Source organism: Streptomyces sp. NPDC001914 (assembly GCF_042891215.1).
In the GTDB taxonomy this organism is placed as follows: Bacteria; Actinomycetota; Actinomycetes; order Streptomycetales; family Streptomycetaceae; genus Streptomyces.
In genome coordinates, this window is sequence record NZ_JBIASW010000022.1 from 47,221 (window position 1) to 62,345 (window position 15,125).

Consider the following 15,125-nt stretch of genomic DNA (forward strand, 5'->3'; position numbering starts at 1 on the left):
TGTGAATCCCACGGGCGGATCACTGCCCTGGCGTACTGCACGGCGGACTACCATCACCCCATGACCCGTGTACTGCTCGCCGAGGACGACGCGTCCATCTCGGAGCCGCTGGCCCGTGCCCTGCGCCGGGAGGGTTACGAGGTCGAAGTCCGCGAGGACGGCCCCACCGCGCTCGACGCCGGAATGCAGGGCGGTGTCGACCTGGTGGTCCTCGACCTCGGACTGCCCGGCATGGACGGCCTGGAAGTCGCCCGCCGCCTTCGCGCCGAGGGCCACACCGTGCCCATCCTCATCCTCACCGCGCGTGCCGACGAGGTGGACACCGTCGTCGGCCTGGACGCGGGTGCCGACGACTACGTCACCAAGCCGTTCCGGCTCGCGGAACTCCTCGCCCGGGTCCGGGCGCTGCTCCGGCGCGGCTCCGCCGAACCCCAGCAGCCGCCCGCCACCCACGGCGTGCGCATCGACGTCGAGTCGCACCGCGCCTGGATGGGCGACGAGGAACTCCAGCTCACGGCGAAGGAGTTCGACCTCCTGCGGGTCCTGGTCCGGGACGCCGGCCGCGTCGTCACCCGCGACCAGCTCATGCGCGAGGTCTGGGACACGACGTGGTGGTCCTCCACCAAGACCCTCGACATGCACATCTCCTGGCTGCGCAAGAAGCTCGGCGACGACGCCGCGAACCCTCGCTACATCGCGACGGTACGAGGAGTCGGCTTCCGCTTCGAGAAGAGCTGAGGCTCCGCCCTCCACGGAGGCGTGCGCGATGCCCGACCTGTCCGGTCCGGTCCGCGGGGAAACCCCGCGCTCCGGACCGGTGGCCGGCCCGGGCCGCGGCGGCGAACGTGCACACTGGTCCCGGTACAGCCATCTGCCCGGAGGGCCCCGTGCGTCGCCGTCTGATCCAGTCCACCCTCGCCGTCGTCCTCGTCGTGATCGCCGTCTTCGGCGTCTCCCTCGTGATCGTGGAGACCCGCACGATCAGCAACAGCGCCCAGGAGCGCGTGGACTCCGAGGCGCTCCGGCTGGCCAGCATCGTGGACAGCCGCATCCTCGGCGACGAGAACATCACCGACGACACGTTCAAGAACCAGGTCACCGACCGGCGCTACGCCGTGATCAGGATTCCGGGCCGCGACCCCATCGAGGTCGGCAACCAGCCCACCGGTGACGTCATCCAGTACACCGCCAAGGGCGAGTCGGGCGAGACCGTCACCGTCCAGGAGCCCCGCTCCTCGGTGACCAAGGAGGTCGGCCGCACGCTCCTGGTCATCGGCGCCGTCGCCCTCCTCGCGATCATCGCCGCCGTCCTGCTCGCCGTGCGCCAGGCCAACCGGCTCGCCTCCCCGCTCACCGACCTCGCCGAGACGGCGGAACGGCTGGGCTCGGGCGATCCCCGCCCGCGTCACAAGCGCTACGGCGTCCCCGAGCTCGACCGGGTCGCCGACGTACTGGACGGCAGCGCCGAGCGCATCGGCCGCATGCTCACCGCCGAGCGCCGCCTCGCCGCCGACGCCTCCCACCAGCTGAGGACACCGCTGACGGCGCTCTCCATGCGCCTGGAGGAGATCACCCTCACCGACGACCCCGACACGGTGAAGGAGGAGGCGACCATCGCGCTGACGCAGGTGGAGCGCCTCACGGACGTGGTCGAGCGCCTGCTCACCAACGCCCGCGACCCGCGGACCGGCTCCGCCGTCTCGTTCGACCTGGACGAGGTCATCAAGCAGCAGCTCGAGGAGTGGCGCCCCGCCTACCGCAGCGCCGGACGCGCGATCGTCAGCTCCGGCAAGCGTCATCTCCAGGCGGTGGGAACCCCGGGCGCGGTCGCCCAGGTCCTCGCGGCACTGATCGAGAACTCCCTCATGCACGGCGGCGGCACCGTCGCGCTGCGCACCCGGGTGACCGGCAACCAGGCCGTCGTCGAGGTCACCGACGAGGGCCCCGGCGTCCCCACCGACCTGGGCGCCCGCATCTTCGAGCGCACCATCAGCGGCCGCAACTCCACCGGCATCGGTCTCGCCGTCGCCCGCGACCTCGCGGAGGCCGACGGGGGCCGCCTGGAAATGCTCCAGGCCCAGCCGCCGGTCTTCGGTCTCTTCCTCTCCCGCACCCCGCACAAGCGCCCGCCCCGGCTCGCCGAGGGCGACGAGGAGCGCACGGTCAGGTAGGGGGACGCGCCGCCGGCCCGGCGCAGGAGCGCACGGTCAGGCGGAGGAGCGCACGGTCAGGCGGGCAAGGGAATGGTCAGGCGGGCAAGGGAATGGTCAGGCGGGCAAGGGAACGGTCAGTTCACGCGGGCCCGCGGACGGCGGGTCTCCGGCTCCTCGTCCAGGAACGATTCGGCACTGGCCACGGCCTCACGGGCCGGAAGCGCCCGGAACACCCAGGTCCGGTAGGACCAGAAGCGGAAGAGCGTCGCCACGCCGATGCCGAGGAACTTGAAGACGTTGCTCTGCAGCGGACTGTCCCAGCCGAAGCCGTACGTCGCCACGTACAGGACGCCGTTCTCGATGACCAGGCCCACCGCGCTGAACAGCAGGAACAGCGTGAGCTCCTTGGTGCGCCCGCCCTTGTCGCGGTCCCGGTAGGTGAAGTAGCGGAACCCGACGTAGTTGAAGGCGATCGACACGACCGTCGCGATGACACTGGCCCGCACGACCTGCAGGTCCGTGAGGTGGCGCACCAGGTTGAACACGAGCAGGTTGACGAGCAGCCCCGCACCGCCCACCGCGCCGAACTTGGCGACCTCACGGAAGAGCAGGTCGAAGCGGCGCCGAACCGCGCTGCGAGGCCCCCTATGAGGCCCCGGTGTAGCACTGCCCATGGTCTCGCCAGCCCCCGTCGGTGGGTCTAGATCGTGTGCCGCGCGAGTGAACGCGCGATGGAATACGCCAACCAGCCCATGCTAACCAGCGCCCCCTCGCGGTGCCTGTGCATGTGCTCACAGGTAAGAAAAGAGCCGGTCAGCGGAAGGGAAAATCGGGCGAATCGCCGCGGAAATCGGCCACTGCGGCGCGGCCGATACTCTTGGAGCGTGACGTTCCCGGTAGTCGGCATGGTCGGCGGTGGCCAGCTCGCTCGTATGACACACGAGGCGGGCATCCCGCTCGGCATCAAGTTCAAGCTCCTCAGTGACACTCCGCAGGATTCCGCGGCCCAGGTCGTCGGCGATGTCGTCGTCGGCGACTACCGCGACCTCGACACGCTGCGTGACTTCGCGCGGGGCTGTGACGTGATCACCTTCGATCACGAGCACGTCCCGACCGAGCACCTGCGGGCCCTGGAGGCGGACGGCATCCCCGTCCGCCCCGGCCCCGACGCGCTCGTGCACGCCCAGGACAAGGGGGTGATGCGCGCGAAGCTCGACGCGATCGGTGTGCCGTGCCCCCGGCACCGCATCGTCACCGACGTCGCGGACGTGGCCGCCTTCGCGGCGGAGGGCCTCGCCGAGGGGGAGGAGGGCGACGGCTTCCCGGTCATCCTCAAGACCGTCCGCGGCGGCTACGACGGCAAGGGCGTCTGGTTCGTCCGTTCCCTGGAGGAGGCCGCCGACCCGTTCCGCGCCGGCGTCCCCGTCCTCGCCGAGGAGAAGGTCGACTTCGCGCGGGAGCTCGCCGCGAACGTCGTCCGCTCCCCGCACGGCCAGGCCGTCGCGTACCCCGTCGTCGAGTCCCAGCAGGTCGGCGGCGTCTGCGACACCGTGATCGCCCCGGCGCCCGGCATCGCCGAGGAGCTGGCCCTGGAGGCGCAGGAACTGGCGCTGCGCATCGCCAAGGAACTCGGCGTCGTCGGCCACCTGGCCGTCGAACTCTTCGAGACCCGCGACGGACGCATCCTCGTCAACGAACTGGCCATGCGCCCGCACAACTCGGGCCACTGGACCCAGGACGGCGCGGTCACCTCCCAGTTCGCCAACCACGTGCGCGCGGTCCTCGACCTCCCGCTCGGCGACCCGCGCCCGCGCGCCAGGTGGACGGTCATGGCGAACGTCCTCGGCGGCGACTACCCCGACATGTACTCCGCGTACCTGCACTGCATGGCCCGCGACCCGCAGCTCAAGATTCACATGTACGGCAAGGACGTGAAGCCCGGCCGTAAGGTCGGCCACGTCAACACCTATGGCGACGACCTGGACGACGTCCTCGATCGCGCCCGGCACGCAGCCGGCTACCTGAGAGGCACGATCACCGAATGAGCCCCGTTGTAGGCATCGTCATGGGTTCGGACTCCGACTGGCCGGTCATGGAGGCCGCCGCCCAGGCGCTGGACGAGTTCGAGATCCCGTACGAGGTCGATGTCGTCTCGGCGCACCGCATGCCGCACGAGATGATCGCGTACGGCGAGCAGGCCGCGGAGCGCGGGCTCAAGGCGATCATCGCTGGCGCCGGCGGCGCCGCCCACCTGCCCGGGATGCTGGCGTCGGTCACCCCGCTGCCCGTCATCGGCGTGCCCGTCCCGCTCAAGTACCTCGACGGCATGGACTCGCTGCTCTCCATCGTGCAGATGCCGGCCGGCGTGCCCGTGGCGACCGTCTCCGTCGGCGGCGCCCGCAACGCGGGTCTGCTGGCCGCCCGGATGCTCGCCGCCCACGACGAGGAGCTGCTCGGCCGGATGCGGGAGTTCCAGCAGGAGCTGAACGACCAGGCCACCGAGAAGGGCAAGCGGCTGCGCGCCAAGGTCGAGGGCGCCGCCGGCGGCTTCGGCTTCGGGAAGTGACGCGGATGCCGTCGTCCTCCCTGCCCTCGATCGACCGCGCCCGCGCCCTGCTGGACGAGTTCCCGGTCGTCGACGGACACAACGACCTGCCCTACGCGCTGCGGGAGCAGGTCCGCTACGACCTCGGCGCCCGTGACATCGCCACCGACCAGAGCGCCCACCTCCACACGGACCTGGCCCGGCTGCGCGCGGGCGGCGTCGGCGCCCAGTACTGGTCGGTGTACGTCCGCTCGGACCTGCCCGGCGCGCTCACCGCGACGCTGGAGCAGATCGACTGCGTACGGCAGCTGATCGACCGGTACCCGGCGGACCTGCGGTCCGCGCTGACGGCCGCCGACATGGAGGCGGCCCGCTCCGAGGGCCGTATCGCCTCGCTCATGGGCGCGGAGGGCGGTCACTCGATCGACAACTCCCTCGCCGCCCTGCGCGGGCTGTACGCGCTCGGCGTCCGGTACATGACCCTCACCCACAACGACAACATCGCCTGGGCGGACTCGGCGACGGACGTCCCCGTCGTGGGCGGCCTGTCCGCGTTCGGCCGCGAGGTCGTCCGGGAGATGAACCGCGAGGGCATGCTCGTGGACCTCTCGCACGTGGCCGCGACGACCATGCGCGACGCGCTCGACACCTCCGCCGCGCCGGTGATCTTCTCGCACTCCTCGGCCCGCGCCGTGTGCGACCACCCGCGCAACATCCCGGACGACGTGCTGGAGCGGCTGCCCGCCAACGGGGGAGTGGCGATGGTGACGTTCGTGCCGAAGTTCGTCCTCCAGGCGGCGGTCGACTGGACGGCCGCGGCCGACGACAACATGCGCGCGAACGGCTTCCACCACCTCGACACCACCGCCGAGGCCATGAAGGTCCACCGTGCCTTCGAGGAGGAGAACCCGCGCCCGATCGCCACCGTGTCGACGGTCGCCGACCACCTCGACCACATGCGCGAGGTCGCCGGCATCGATCACGTCGGCATCGGCGGCGACTACGACGGCACGGCGTTCACCCCGTCCGGACTGGACGACGTCTCGGGCTATCCGAACCTGATCGCCGAGCTCCTCGACCGCGGCTGGTCCACCACGGACGTGGCCAAGCTGACCTGGCAGAACGCGGTGCGCGTGCTGGGCGCGGCGGAGGACGTGGCCCGCGACCTCCGCTCCCGCCGGGCACCGTCGAACGCGACGCTGGAACAGCTGGACGGCTGAAGCCGCCGGCTCACCGAGCCACCGGGCCCCGCACTCCGCGGCCCACACGAAGGCGCCCGGGCTCCCCGCCCGGGCGCCTTTCGTGTGTGCCGGAGCGGGGGGTGCGGCTTGAGTGTGGCGCTGGTGGGGTGCGGGGGCGGTTCCGCGTGCGTCCGGTGGCGGCGGGGTGCGGCTTCCCGCGTGGCTATGGCCGGGGTGGGGTGCGGCTTCCGGGTGTTCTGGGGCGGGGGTGCGGCTTCCGCGTGGCTGTGGCGAGGGCGGGGTGTGCCTTCAGCGTGTGTCCGATGGGGGCCGTTTCCGCGTGTGTCCGATGGGGGCCGTTTCCGCGTGTGTCCGGTGGTGGTGCCGGGGCGTTCCGGGGCGGCGGAGCGGTGGGCTCCCCCGAACGCCGCACCCACCAGGAAGCACCCCGGGCCGCGTGCCACGGTGGCGGTAACACCGCTGGTGATCACCGCTGCCCACACCCCGGAGTCCTTCATGGCAGACCTGCAGGACGAACTGCGCACCACCGCCGAGGTGGGGGAGCTCGACCCGCCCGCTGCCTGGCCCGACACCGAGCCGTCGGCCCCCGCGACCCTCCTCGGCGTTGTCACGGGCCTCGACGCCGGCTCCGGTGCCCCGGACCGCGCCCCGGTGGCCGAGGGCCCCGACGCCGGCTCCGGTGCCCCGGACCGCGCCCCGGTGGCCGAGGGCCCCGACCCGCTGGCCGACGGCCCCGACCCGCTGGCGCGGGCCCGTACGTTCCTGGCCGGGACCCCCGTCGCCGACGGCTACAGCGGGCTGCCCTGGGCCCTGCGCCATCTGCCCTGGTTCGACCTGGAGCTCGGCGAGAGCGCCGTGGACACGGACCTGCCGCGACTGCGCGAAGGGCACGTGGGCGCCCTGTTCTGGTCGCTGCACCTGCCCAGGGGCATCGCCGGGGACCGGGCCGTCGGCGCCACCCTGGAGCAGCTCGACCTGGTGAAGACGGTGACCGACGCCCACCCCGAGGGCCTGCGGCTGGCGCGCGGCGCCGGCGAGGTCGCCGACGCCCGCAACTGCGGCCGCGTCGCAGTCGTCCTCGGCCCGGCCGGAGCCGCGGCGCTCGGCGACTCGCTCGGCATCCTGCGCGCCCTGCACGCGCTCGGCCTGCGCGTCCTCACCCTCACCGGCGCGTCGTGGGCGGGTGAGACGGGCCTGACCCGGTTCGGCGAGGAGGTGCTGCGCGAGATGAACCGGCTCGGCGTCCTCGCCGACCTCTCCGGCGCCTCCGACGCCACGATCGTGCGCGCCCTGGCCGCCTCGAAGGCCCCGGCCCTGTTCACCCGCTCGGCGGCCCGCGCGCTGCGCCCCCACCCCTCGAACCTGTCCGACGCGGTCCTGGCCGAACTGGGTGTCGCCAAGGGCCTCTGCATGGTCCCGCTCACCGCCGAGCAGACCGGCCCGTCCGTACGGGACGTCGCCGACCACCTCGACCACGTCCGCGCGCTCGCGGGAGCGGACTGCGTCGGCCTCTCGGGCACGTACGACTCCGGGACCGCCCACCCGCAGGACCTCGCCGACGCCTCCTGCTATCCGCATCTGATCGCGGAGCTCATCACCCGCGGCTGGTCCGCCTCCGACCTCGCCCTGCTCACCTGGGGCAACGTCCAGCGCGTGCTGCGCGGCGCGGACTTCACCGCCCGCGCCGCGCAGCACCGCAGGCCGCCGTCCTCCGCGAGGATCGCCGACCTGGACGGCTGATCCGGACGGCCGGCCCGACGGGCCGACGGGCCGTCCCGAACTGCTGGGCGCCGCCGGCTCCGTTCAGCAGGCGCAGAGGCAGAACGGGTGCCCGGCCGGGTCGGCGTACACCCGGAACGAACGTGCCCGGTCCTCGGTGTCCAGCGGCGTCGCTCCGAGCGCCAGAACGCCCTTCTCCGCCAAGTCCAGGTCCTCGACCTTGAGGTCCAGGTGGAGCTGCTGCGAGCCGTCGGGCGACGGCCAGCGCGGCGGTACGTACCCGGGCGCGGCCTGGAACGCCAGTTTCCGGCCGCCGGGCACGTCCAGGTCGAACCAGTCGGTCTCCTCCGTGATGGTGCCGCCCAGCACCCCCGCGTAGAACTCGGCCAGGGCGCGCGGGTCGGGACAGTCCAGGACGACGACGTCCAGTTCGGCGAGAGCCATGACTTCCTCCGTGGGATCTCCAGCAACACTGATGGGTTACCCGTAAACACCTTCATGAGGTAACGGTTACCTCATGCTCCCGCATTGGGGGTAACGTCGCAAGCATGAATGACCGAGCGCCCGCACCCGGTGGCCTTGCCCTGGTCCAGGCCCTGGTGAACACCCTGGACATCGAGTCGGGCGCCGATGTCCTGGACACGCCCGAGGGGCTGGCGCGCTTCGGTCTGACGGCGGGCGAGGCGGCGCAGGCGCGTGAGCTGCGCGAGTCGCTGCGGGCGGTGTGCCTGGCGCACGCGGGGCATCCGGCGCACCGGAAGGTGACCCCGCTCGGCGAACTCCTCGCCCGCGCGCCCCTGCGGGTGACGCTCGACGCGGACGGAGGAGCCGCGCGCCTGGTGCCCGTCGTGGCCGGTCCGGACGCCGCGGCCTCCCCGGCGCCGCCCCTGGACTTCCGTGTGGCCGCCGCGATCGCCGAGTCGCTGATCGAGGGCACCTGGGAGCGGCTGAAGGCCTGCGAGGCCCCGACCTGCCATTGGGCGTACTTCGACCGCTCGCCCGCGGGCCGTGGCCGCTGGTGCTCGATGGCGGTGTGCGGGGCCCGTGCCAAGATGCGCCGCTACCGCGCCAGGTAGCGTCCGGCCGCCCCGGATCCCGCGGCCGGCGGGGCCGGGAGCCGGACGCGGTCCGGCGGTCTCCGGTCACGGCACAGCGAAGTGGTGCAGAATGCAACCGGCGACGGTCCGGCCGACTGAGCCTCGGCCGGACCGGCGTCCACCGCCACGCCCTCGACCGACGCCGTGCCCGCCGCACCCGCCCGCGCTTCGCCCGAAGCCGAAGCCGAAGCCGGCGGCGCTGAGTTCGGCGCCCCGCCTCGGGACCGGAACCTGTCGCCCGAAGCCGAAGCCGGCGCTGAGATCGGCGCCCGACTTTGGGGCCAGAGCCTGCCGCCTGAAGCCGAAGCCGGCGCTGAGATCGGCGCCCGACCTTGGGGCCAGAGCCTGCCGCCTGAAGCCGAAGCCGGCGCTGAGATCGGCGCCCCGCCTCGGGACCGGAGCTGGACCCCGCCGCCTGAAGCCGAAGCGGGATCGGCGCCCGGCCTCGGAACCGGACCCTGCCGCCTGAAGCTGAAGGCGAGACTGGCGCCCGGCCTCGAAACCGGACCCAGCCGCCTGGAGCTGGAGCTGGATCTGGAGCCGGAGCAGGGGGCCCCGGCCGCCGGCGGTGTTCGCCCGTCGAGGGCGCAGGGCCGGGCTCAGGCCGTGGGGCGGCCCATCGCCCGGTACGTCCAGCCGGCCCGGCGCCACAGCTCCGGGTCCAGCGCGTTCCGTCCGTCCAGCAGCACGCGGGACGAGACCGCCTCGCCCAGCACCGCCGGGTCCAGCTCGCGGAACTCGCGCCACTCCGTCAGGTGCAGCACGACGTCGGCACCCCGTACGGCCTCGACGGCGGAGTCCGCGTACCCGAGCGTCGGGAACAGCCGCTTGGCGTTCTCCATGCCCTTCGGGTCGTACACGGTGACCTGGCCGCCCTGGAGGTGGATCTGCCCGGCGACGTTCAGGGCCGGGGAGTCGCGCACGTCGTCCGAGTCCGGCTTGAAGGTCGCGCCGAGCACGGCCACCCGCTTGCCGAGGAACGAATCGCCGCCGAGCGCGTCCCGGGCCATCTCCACCATCTGACCGCGGCGCCGCATGTTGATGGAGTCGATCTCGCGCAGGAAGGTCAGCGCCTGGTCGGCGCCCAGCTCACCGGCGCGCGCCATGAAGGCACGGATGTCCTTGGGCAGACAGCCACCGCCGAAGCCGATCCCGGCCCGCAGGAACTTCTTGCCGATCCGCTCGTCGTGTCCTATGGCCTCGGCCAGCTTGGCGACATCGCCCCCGGCGGCCTCGCAGACCTCGGCCATCGCGTTGATGAAGGAGATCTTGGTGGCCAGGAAGGAGTTCGCGGACGTCTTCACCAGCTCGGCGGTCGGGAAGTCGGTGACGACGAACGGCGTGCCCTCGGCGACCGGCGTGAGGTAGACCTCGCGCAGCAGCTTCTCGGAGCGCTCACTGCGCACGCCCACCACGATCCGGTCGGGGTGCAGGGTGTCGTTCACCGCGAAGCCCTCGCGCAGGAACTCCGGGTTCCAGGCCAGCTCGGCGTCCTCGCCCGCGGGCGACAGCTCGGCGAGCCGGGCGGCCAGCCGCTCCGCCGAGCCGACCGGCACGGTGGACTTGCCGACGACGAGGGCGGGACCGTGCAGATGCGGCGCCAGCGCCTCGAAGGCCGCGTCGACGTAACTCATGTCGCAGGCGTACTCGCCGTGCTTCTGCGGAGTGTTCACGCACACGAAGTGGACGTCTCCGAAGGCGCCGACCTCGGCCCAGTCCATGGTGAAGCGGAGCCGGCCCGTGGAGCCCTCGATCCCGGCCACGTGCTTGCGCAGCAGCTCCTCCAGACCGGGCTCGAACATCGGGACCTCGCCCCGCTGGAGCATCTCGATCTTCTCCGGGACCACATCGAGCCCGAGGACCTCGAAGCCGAGCTCGGCCATGGCCGCGGCGTGGGTGGCGCCGAGGTAGCCGGTGCCGATCACGGTGATCTTGAGGGCCATGGGTGCTCCTGAGGTGTGCGGCGCGTAGGTGCGCGCCTGAGCATAGTCGGGGCTTCGGGGAGCGCTTTCACGGGCAGTTTTCCCCCTGTCGCCAACCTCACGTATCCGTCCCGCGGGCGGGGGCCTAAAATTTGTGTTACTTAACGGTAGTTAGCGCCGCCAGCACAGCACCTTTTGGAGCGTGAGAGACCTTGGCCGGATCGGCTGATTTCGACCTGTACCGCCCGTCCGAGGAGCACGACATGCTCCGGGACGCGATCCGCTCGCTGGCCGAGGCGAAAATCGCGCCGTACGCCGCCGCGGTGGACGAGGAAGCCCGCTTCCCGCAGGAGGCGCTGGACGCCCTGGTCGCGAACGACCTGCACGCCGTGCACGTCCCCGAGGAGTACGGCGGCGCCGGTGCCGACGCCCTCGCGACGGTCATCGTGATCGAGGAGGTGGCCCGCGTCTGCGTGTCCTCCTCCCTGATCCCCGCGGTGAACAAGCTGGGCTCGCTGCCGGTGATCCTCTCCGGCTCCGAGGACCTGAAGAAGAAGTACCTGAGCCCCCTCGCCAAGGGCGACGGCATGTTCTCGTACTGCCTCTCCGAGCCGGACGCCGGTTCGGACGCGGCCGGCATGAAGACGCGCGCCGTCCGCGACGGCGACTACTGGGTCCTGAACGGCGTGAAGCGCTGGATCACGAACGCGGGCGTCTCCGAGTACTACACGGTCATGGCGGTGACCGACCCGACGAAGCGCTCCAAGGGCATCAGCGCGTTCGTCGTCGAGAAGTCCGACGAGGGCGTGTCCTTCGGTGCCCCCGAGAAGAAGCTCGGCATCAAGGGCAGCCCGACCCGCGAGGTCTACCTCGACAACGTCCGCATCCCCGCCGACCGCATGATCGGCGAGGAGGGCACCGGCTTCGCGACCGCCATGAAGACCCTGGACCACACCCGCATCACCATCGCGGCCCAGGCCCTCGGTGTCGCCCAGGGCGCCCTCGACTACGCCAAGGGCTACGTCCAGGAGCGCAAGCAGTTCGGCAAGGCGATCGCCGACTTCCAGGGCATCCAGTTCATGCTCGCCGACATGGCGATGAAGATCGAGGCCGCCCGCCAGCTCACGTACGCGGCCGCCGCCAAGTCGGAGCGCGGCGACAAGGACCTCACCTTCCAGGGCGCCGCCGCCAAGTGCTTCGCCTCGGACGTCGCCATGGAGGTCACCACGGACGCCGTCCAGCTCCTCGGCGGCTACGGCTACACCCGCGACTACCCGGTCGAGCGCATGATGCGCGACGCGAAGATCACGCAGATTTATGAGGGCACGAACCAGGTCCAGCGCATCGTCATGGCGAGGAACCTGCCGTAGTACGCCGTCCGACGGCGGTGAAGGTGAGAGGCGCGCGGCGCGCCTCTCACCTTTCGTTTGTGATCAGTGCGCCGCTTGCCGCTTTCGTTCATGATCAGTCCTTTCGCATCCGGACCCACGTGAGACCGAACCCGTAGGCGCTGTCCATCTGCTCCTGCACCGAGTGCCGCGGGGTGCCGGTGAACCAGCGGACCTCGCGGCTGACGGTGAGGCCGCCCTCCGCGGGGGTGGCCAGGGCGATGGCGCAGCCCGTCGCGCCCTCGGGAGAGTCGTCGAGGGCGATGCTGAAACCCCCTGACGGGGCGGTCACCGTGGCCGTGGCGCCCAGGCTCCGGAAATCGACGGCGCCGCTGTACACGTAGACGTGGAAGAGCAGCCGCCGGAAGAGCTCGCGCCGTTCCAGGTCGACCCGGACCGTCTCGCCGTCCGCGGACGCGCCCGTACGGTCGTCCTGGTCGAGTGCCATGTACGGCCATCGCGACAGGGAGCCGAAGGTGTTCCCCAGCGGCTGTACGGCCGCGCAGGTGCCGTCCGTGTACGCGGCCATGCAGCCGAGGTCCAGGTCCGCCCCGGTGCCCGGCGGCCGGTTGAGGTTCACCTGAAGGACGCCGCGCCCCGTGATGCGGGCCCGCGGCGCCGACCTGGTCAGCCTCGTCTCGGCCCGCGCGGCGGGAAGCCGCGGCACCTCACGGGCCTCGGGCGTCGCGCGCCACGCGCCCTCCCCGGACCGGGCACCGGGCGCGGGCCTCAGGCGGATGGTCGCTCGTCGGCGTTCGTCGTTGCTCAACTCGTCCCCCTCGCACCGCCGTCCGGGAGAGTGGCGGGTGTCGCGAGTTTATGCGCGGAGCGTGTCCGCTGGAGTACTCTCTGTGCCCTCGGTCGCACGTCCGGTGCGTGTGAACCGGCGGGGGACGCGGCGGCACGTGACACGGGTGGGGATCCAGGGTCGCCGTCGAGGCGCCCCCGCGTCCGTCGTGTTGTGGGGGTGGGCATGCCGTCAGGCGCCCTGATGGACCGTCATGTGATCGCGCAGAGCATCGAGGAGCTCGCGCAGCGGCCGGCGCTCGGGACCCGGAAGGAAGAACTGACCGCGCTCGCGGCGGCCCTGCGGAACCAGGACGCCGCCGAGCTGGACCCGTGGTCCGAACTCGACCTCCTCGCCACCTACGCCCGCCCCGAGAGCCTGCGGACGCCCGGCGGCGGGGAGCACCCGGTCTGGTCCTACGCCGAAGGGGCGCTGGGCGCGCTGGTCTTCGTGCCGCTGATGCTCACCTGGTACGGCCTGACGCGGGCGTCGAGCGCGTACGGGGCGCTGACGGGCGCGGAACCGAGGGCCGCCTCCCGGCCGTTCCTCCAGCTCTGGCAGTCCGGTTTCGAGGGACACCTCACCGGCGCCTTCACCTTCGGCCATGTGGCGATGAGCGCCACCGTCGCCATCGCGCTGCTCTTCTCGCTGGTGCTCGTGCACGGTCTGCGGCGGTCCGCCGTCACCCGCCGCGAGGAGGGCGACGGCCGCGGCCGCGAGGAGCTGATGGCGGCGCTCGTCCCGGTGCTGACCCGCGCCCAGCTCGTGCTGAACGGGCAGCGGTCGAGTTCCCCGCAGCGCTTCGCCGCCGAGCTCACCGAGTCCGCCGCGACGCTCAGGCGGCTGGGTGACAAGGCGGTCCGGGTCCACAAGGAGCTGACGGCGGCGGCCTCGGCCGTCGGGGAGGCGGTCCACGGCGCGGAGCGCGCGTTGTCCGGGGTCGACACGTCCGTCAAGCCCCTGGAGATCGCGGTGGGCCGTGTCGAGGCCGCCGTCAGCGACGGCGGGGCGCGGGTCCGTCAGGCGCTCGACGACGTGCGCGAGGCGAGCGGTGAGGTGCGGCTCGCCGTCCACGGCGCCGGTGACCGTGTCGAGGAGTCGGTCACCGTGCTGGCCGCGTCCCAGCGGGCCTACGCCACCGGTATCGAGGTGACGTCGGACGTCTCGGCCCAACTCCTGGGCCGGTTCGGCGAGGTGGCCGAGGACACGGCCCGCGCGGTCGCGGAGTCCCAGCACGCGGTGCGTGAACTGGGCGCCCAGAGCGGTGCGTTGCGAGCGGTCGCCGACGAGTTCGCCCGACTCGTGGCCGAGTTGAGGACGGGCGGCCCCACGCACTTCGGCCCTCCGGCCCAGGCGGACCCGACGGACCGGGCGGACCGCACAGACCGGACGAGCGGGACGGGCCGGACGGCCCGGGCAGGGCAGGCGGGCCAGGCGGTCGGTCACGTGGACCAGGCGGGAGGCCAGGCAAGTCAGGCGGGCGGCCGGGCAAGCCTGGCGAATCAGGCAGGCCAGGCGGGCGGCCCGGCGAGCCGGGCGACCCGGACAGGGCAGGCGGGGGGCTGGTCGGGGGGTGGGCAGGCCCACGGGCATGGCCGATCCCCCGACGTGGGTCGTGCCTCCGCCGCCGACGCCGGTCACGCTCCCTCCGACGACGGGGGCCACGCTCCCTCGGACCGGTTCGGGGCGCCCGTGGAGCAGGCCGACCCTCCCGCAGGCCGGTTCGGGCCGCCCTCCGATGACCCGGGCCACCCCGGGTCCGCACGGCCCGACCCCCGTCGCCGGCCCCCGCCGCTGCCTCCCGTGCCGCCCCTGACCGAGGCCCGATGAAACGCGGCGGAAGGTTCCAGCCCCTGCACATGGCGGGCTGGCTGTTCGCGGACATGCTGCTCGTCCTCGCCCTGGTGGCCATGGGCGACCAGGGAGACCCGCAGGCCGCCGAGAAGCGCCCCGGCTCCTCGTCCTCGGCCTCGGCGACCGCGAAGAAGCCGCGGCACACCGGCCCCCGGGCGGTGGTCCGCACCCCGGTCCGGGTGGCCGTCGACGCCGCGGCCGGCGACGACGAGGGCATCGTGCGCGGGCTGCGCGCCGCGACCGCGCGCTATCGCGGCCGGCAGGCCGCCTTCGTGCTGACCTTCGGACGGCACACCGACCCGGGTGCCGGAGGCCGCTACGCCCACGAGGTCAACGCCCTGCTGGAGAAGGCCCGTCCGGACATGTTCCGCGCCGCCACCACCCGCGACTTCTGGAAAGGCGGAGCCTCCCCGGGGCACGCCGACATCGAGATCTACTTCTACACGTACTGACCCGGA

14 protein-coding genes are annotated in these 15,125 nt (G+C 72.5%); 10 read left to right on the top strand and 4 right to left on the bottom strand.

Features of this window, described 5'->3' with window-relative positions; genetic code table 11:
* Positions 1-60: 60 nt before the first annotated feature.
* Entirely contained in the window at positions 61-738 is a 678-nt protein-coding gene (locus tag ACFYYF_RS37545) for a response regulator transcription factor (protein ID WP_037628240.1), read from the top strand.
* Between the two features lie 149 nt (positions 739-887).
* Entirely contained in the window at positions 888-2,171 is a 1,284-nt protein-coding gene (locus ACFYYF_RS37550; RefSeq protein ID WP_361692712.1) for an ATP-binding protein, read from the top strand.
* Positions 2,172-2,287: 116 nt separating this feature from the next.
* Here ACFYYF_RS37550 and ACFYYF_RS37555 read toward each other — a convergent pair whose 3' ends face one another.
* Positions 2,288-2,827, bottom strand: coding sequence for a GtrA family protein (locus tag ACFYYF_RS37555; protein WP_361692715.1), 540 nt, complete (start codon positions 2,825-2,827; stop codon positions 2,288-2,290).
* 210 nt (positions 2,828-3,037) lie between these two features.
* Between ACFYYF_RS37555 and ACFYYF_RS37560 the strand changes: the two genes are divergently transcribed.
* From ACFYYF_RS37560 to ACFYYF_RS37575, 4 genes are all read left to right on the top strand, one after another.
* Positions 3,038-4,198 (top strand): 5-(carboxyamino)imidazole ribonucleotide synthase, encoded by a 1,161-nt coding sequence (locus tag ACFYYF_RS37560; protein ID WP_388783024.1) that lies wholly within the window; start codon positions 3,038-3,040, stop codon positions 4,196-4,198.
* A complete protein-coding gene (gene purE, locus ACFYYF_RS37565) occupies positions 4,195-4,719 on the top strand; it encodes a 5-(carboxyamino)imidazole ribonucleotide mutase (RefSeq protein WP_151471261.1) in 525 nt (174 codons plus the stop codon). The genes ACFYYF_RS37560 and purE overlap by 4 nt, the downstream gene beginning before the upstream one ends.
* A 5-nt stretch (positions 4,720-4,724) precedes the next feature.
* Positions 4,725-5,918 (top strand): dipeptidase, encoded by a 1,194-nt coding sequence (locus ACFYYF_RS37570; protein ID WP_361692721.1) that lies wholly within the window; start codon positions 4,725-4,727, stop codon positions 5,916-5,918.
* Positions 5,919-6,395: 477 nt separating this feature from the next.
* Positions 6,396-7,640: a dipeptidase gene (locus ACFYYF_RS37575; protein ID WP_388783028.1), complete on the top strand. Its 1,245-nt coding sequence runs from the start codon at positions 6,396-6,398 to the stop codon at positions 7,638-7,640.
* Between the two features lie 63 nt (positions 7,641-7,703).
* Here the strand turns inward: ACFYYF_RS37575 and ACFYYF_RS37580 are convergent, their stop codons facing one another.
* Positions 7,704-8,063 (bottom strand): VOC family protein, encoded by a 360-nt coding sequence (locus ACFYYF_RS37580; RefSeq protein WP_388783031.1) that lies wholly within the window; start codon positions 8,061-8,063, stop codon positions 7,704-7,706.
* A 104-nt stretch (positions 8,064-8,167) separates the two neighbouring features.
* Here ACFYYF_RS37580 and ACFYYF_RS37585 point away from each other — a divergent pair, with 104 nt between their 5' ends.
* Positions 8,168-8,695: a CGNR zinc finger domain-containing protein gene (locus ACFYYF_RS37585; RefSeq protein WP_388783034.1), complete on the top strand. Its 528-nt coding sequence runs from the start codon at positions 8,168-8,170 to the stop codon at positions 8,693-8,695.
* A gap of 620 nt (positions 8,696-9,315) precedes the next feature.
* Here the strand turns inward: ACFYYF_RS37585 and ACFYYF_RS37590 are convergent.
* Positions 9,316-10,659, bottom strand: a complete 1,344-nt coding sequence (locus ACFYYF_RS37590) for a UDP-glucose dehydrogenase family protein (RefSeq protein WP_388783037.1) — start codon at positions 10,657-10,659, stop codon at positions 9,316-9,318.
* Between the two features lie 191 nt (positions 10,660-10,850).
* Here ACFYYF_RS37590 and ACFYYF_RS37595 point away from each other — a divergent pair, with 191 nt between their 5' ends.
* Complete coding sequence (locus tag ACFYYF_RS37595) at positions 10,851-12,008, top strand: acyl-CoA dehydrogenase (protein ID WP_365495182.1); 1,158 nt, start codon at positions 10,851-10,853, stop codon at positions 12,006-12,008.
* A gap of 94 nt (positions 12,009-12,102) precedes the next feature.
* On the opposite strand, the gene ACFYYF_RS37600 is transcribed toward ACFYYF_RS37595, so the two are convergent.
* Positions 12,103-12,795 (bottom strand): tellurium resistance protein, encoded by a 693-nt coding sequence (locus ACFYYF_RS37600; RefSeq protein WP_388783040.1) that lies wholly within the window; start codon positions 12,793-12,795, stop codon positions 12,103-12,105.
* Positions 12,796-12,999: 204 nt separating this feature from the next.
* Here ACFYYF_RS37600 and ACFYYF_RS37605 point away from each other — a divergent pair, with 204 nt between their 5' ends.
* A complete protein-coding gene (locus tag ACFYYF_RS37605; protein ID WP_388783043.1) occupies positions 13,000-14,643 on the top strand; it encodes a methyl-accepting chemotaxis protein in 1,644 nt (547 codons plus the stop codon).
* The gene (locus tag ACFYYF_RS37610; RefSeq protein WP_361692744.1) at positions 14,640-15,119 is read left to right on the top strand and encodes a hypothetical protein; all 480 of its coding nucleotides are present in this window, start codon (positions 14,640-14,642) and stop codon (positions 15,117-15,119) included. The genes ACFYYF_RS37605 and ACFYYF_RS37610 overlap by 4 nt, the downstream gene beginning before the upstream one ends.
* Positions 15,120-15,125: the final 6 nt, after the last annotated feature.